The 3,588-nt window shown below is 70.8% G+C and carries 3 protein-coding genes; 1 reads left to right on the top strand and 2 read right to left on the bottom strand.

The genetic code is table 11. The features are described 5' to 3' along the window. Both H5J33_RS27500 and H5J33_RS27495 read right to left on the bottom strand, forming a co-directional pair. The coding region (locus H5J33_RS27500) for a hypothetical protein (protein WP_181797533.1) at positions 1-1,869 on the bottom strand (1,869 nt) is incomplete at its 3' end. 397 nt (positions 1,870-2,266) lie between these two features. Further along, a complete protein-coding gene (locus H5J33_RS27495) occupies positions 2,267-2,791 on the bottom strand; it encodes a hypothetical protein (RefSeq protein WP_181797532.1) in 525 nt (174 codons plus the stop codon). A 387-nt stretch (positions 2,792-3,178) separates the two neighbouring features. Here H5J33_RS27495 and H5J33_RS27490 point away from each other — a divergent pair, with 387 nt between their 5' ends. Further along, entirely contained in the window at positions 3,179-3,415 is a 237-nt protein-coding gene (locus tag H5J33_RS27490) for a DUF5133 domain-containing protein (protein WP_030784620.1), read from the top strand. Positions 3,416-3,588 lie beyond the last annotated feature (173 nt).

Raw genomic sequence — 3,588 nt, 5'->3', positions numbered from 1 at the left:
CACGGTGACGGTGGTGCCGACGCGGTAGGCGGTGACCCGGCCGGCCTGTACGGCGCTCTTCCAGGCGGCCCGGCGCTGGAGTTCGGCGCCGATGGCCTTCATCCGCAGGTTGACGACCGGGGTGTTGTCGGCGAACAGGGCGTCGTAGCCGTCGAGCACACCGTTCAGGACAGGGTAGGCGATGCGGTCCTCGGCCAGGTTGGACTGGTGGATGAAGTGCGGCTTGGGGTCGTTGGACAGCACGTGGCCGAGGGCGATCCGGGTCTCCAGCGGCACGATGTGGTCGGTGTAGCCGGTGGCGGGGTCCAGCGGGGCCGGCAGGCAGGTGGTGGTGGCCGGGTTGTCCTCGCAGATGCCGCTGCCGCCCTGGGCGCGGCTGGTGTAGAGCCAGTTGTACTCGTCGACCTGCTCGGCCGCGCGGCCCGCGTTGTAGAAGACGTTCATCGGGTAGCGGGAGACGGTGGTGGCCGGGCCGACCTTGCGCTGTTCGGGGTCGCGGGAGTTGTCGGAGGCGATCCACTTGACGCCTTCGACGGTGAGCGAGAGGCCCAGGTTGGGGTTGTCCTGCGGCTGCTGCGGCAGGATCCTCAGGCCGGAGTGCTCGCCGGTGACCAACTCGTCGGTCTCCAGCGGGAGTCCGGCGTTCTGGCCCCAGGCGCGGTTGGTGGCGATCTCGTAGTCGATCGTGGCGGGGCCGACCCACTTGGTGCTGCCGTCGAAGTTGGTGGCGCAGGTCCAGGGCACGACGGTGACGTTCTGCTCGCAGCCGAGGAAGGCGTGCGTGTAGGTGTGGTTGATCCAGCGGAACTTGTCCCGCTCGGCGATCAGTTTGTCGGCGAGCTGGTCGACGCCGTCGTTGTCCTCGCGCTGGTCGACGCTGCCGGCGCCGTTGTAGGCCAGGTCGAGGGTGAAGTGGTGGCCGTTCTGCCAGGCGATGGCCTGGTCGACGTCCGCCGGGGTCATCCGGATCGGGTTGGGGGTGCCGCCGCCGTTCGCGCAGTCGACGTCGCCGGGCGTGCAGTTCAGCCGGGTGTCCCAGCGGTCGTCGGCGGCGAACACGTCGTCCACGTGGACGGCGAAGTAGTTGCGGGAGGCACCGAGGTGCACCCCGCCGGTCATCCACTCCACGATCCCGCGGGCCAGCAGCCGGAACTGCTGCTGGTAGCGGTTGTAGACGAAGGTGACGACCAGTTCGCGCCGGCCGTCGTGCCGGTACTCGCCGACCAGCGAGCCCTGTCTCGTGGTGCCCGGCACCGGTGCCTGCACGTACGGGGTGAAGTCGGCGCCGGCGGCGGGTGCCGACAGGTAGGCGTAACTCTCGCCCACGGTCGGGGAGTTGTCCTCGAACGGAACAGGTCCGTCGAGGTAGCCGAACGGGCCGGCCTGTCCGGCGGCGGTGACCTGGGCGCGGACGCCGTCGACGCTGCCCGAGTAGCCGCCGGACGTCGGGACCTGGAGGCCGACCTGGGGCCGGGCGTAGGTGTAGGCGTCGACCTGGGGGATCGCGTACGTCTGTTCGTAGGCGGCGAGGGCGCTCATCTCGGCACTGCCGGCCGCGAACGGGTTGTCGTTGGGCAGGACGACGGCCTGGTACTTGGCGCGCGGGCGGCCGTCGACGGTGTCGGCGAGGAAGGCCGCGTCGATGGTGGGCCGGTCGGTGCGGGTGAGATCGACCGTGGTGTAGGGCGTCCCGGCGGTGTCGAGTTCGGCGGCGATGGCGTCGGTGGCCGGGCCACCGTCGCTCACCACCAGGACTCTCAGGTCGATGCGGGGTGTGGTGGTGTCGGCCTGGGCCGGACCGGTCGGCAGGGCGAGCGCGCCGATGAGCGCGCCCACCGTCAGGGCGGTGGTGCGTATGGTCCGCTTCATTGCGGTGAAGTCCCCTCCCCGGACAGGGGTGAGCACGGCTCCCATGGAGCGGACGCACCCCCTTGCGCGACGCCGGCGTCCCCCTCAGAAGCCGGTCGTCGGCGCATCCGTCGCGTCACATGGTGATGTCTCTGTGTAGCTTTTGTGGTCGAGTTGACGAAGATGACGGAAAAGCGCGCGTGTTCTCCGCCGACCGGGGCAACCGTAGGGATCGTTTTCCCGTCGCGGCCGCGCGGTGGTACAGAAAGCGGGCCGGATCCGGCTGGCTGGTCCCGGCCGCCGTACGACGCACCGGCGGACCATGCGGTCCGCCGGGCGATGTGTCGCGGCGCGTCCCGTGGCGAGCGCGCGGCCGGGGCTGTTTCCGGTCACCGGCCCTTGGCCGCCACCGTCTCCGTCAGGCGCAGAGCACCCGGGTCTCGGGGGTGTAGACGGGTCCGCCGTTGGTGTTGCTGCTGTCGCTGAACTCGGCGTAGTAGTACGAGTAGAAGCCGATGTTGCCGTTACAGCCGGAGTCGGCGGCGACCTGGAGGGTCAGCGTGACGGTCCGGCTCTGGCCGGGCGGGATGGTGGAGCCGTAGTTCGCGCCGAGGTTGTTCGGGCCGGTGCCGGAGCACGGGGTGCTGCCGGCCGCGGTGGCCAGGCTGCACCCGGTGAAGCTGTACTTCAGGTCCGGGCGCTGGGTGGTCAGCCAGGTCGGGTCGATGGTCTGGTACACGAACCAGACGTCGTAGGTCTTGTTGTTGGTCAGCGTCATCGACAGCTTCACCGTGCCGCCGGGGGTGGTGGTGGCGGAGTCGGTGGCGAAGGTGAGGGTGGTGGGCGCGGGGTCGGCGCTCGCGCTGGGGGCCAGGCCGAAGACGGCGAGGAGGAAGGCGAGGACGGCGGTGAGACCGAGGCGTCTCGGCAGAGGTGATCGCATGGCCCGGGAGGCTAGGCACGGGCCGGGCGCGGCGTCTGTACCCCTGCACGGATCCGGAGCCGGATCGGCCGAAAGTGATCGCAGTGTGAAGAAGTTGCGATGACTGCGTGCCGACCCGTCGGTTCGCGCATCCGTGCACGCCGGGCGTGGTGGCCACGGCGGGAGAGCGGGCCGTCGCGAGCCGGTGACGCACCGTACACGGTTGGCGCGTACACGCCGCCCCGACGGCCGGCGGAACGGAGATCACCGCTTGTGAAGCAGGCCGTTTCCGGCCACCGGGCGGATTCCCGCCGTCGTGCGCGGCGCCGAACGGGGCATGTACCCGTGCCGTGGGGGTATCCGGCCTGCGAATTCGATCGTCCGGCGGATCACCAGGAGGCGAAACGCATGCTCATGGCACACCCCGCGGTGCTGAAGGACCTCATCGCCCAGTACGAGACCCTGTCCCTGCTCGGGGCCGAGGAGAGCACCCCCGAGGCACGGCAGCGGCTCGCGGACATCTCCTACACGCTGTGCGTGGCCACCGGCACCCGGGATGTCGACATGGCCCTGATCGCCGCCCGCCACCGCCTGTCCGGGGCCCGCCCGGAGGACGACTCCCTCCTCCAGGCGTCCGGGGCCTGACCCGTCGGCCGCCCTCCCCCGAACCCGTCGCCTCCCGCTTCTGGCCGGCGGGGCGAACCGGCGGTATACAGAACCGGTCGAACCGCGAGGGCGAACACAGGGGGAGGGCGCATGGCGCGCGAGAGACGACCGGCGGGACGCGCTGGACGCGGTGCACGCCGCCCTCGTACTTC

Origin of the sequence: Streptomyces sp. WELS2, assembly GCF_013870595.1 — a bacterium.
In the GTDB taxonomy this organism is placed as follows: Bacteria; Actinomycetota; Actinomycetes; order Streptomycetales; family Streptomycetaceae; genus Streptomyces.
Note: the sequence above shows the minus strand (reverse complement) of the source record. Positions and strands in the feature narration are given on the sequence as shown.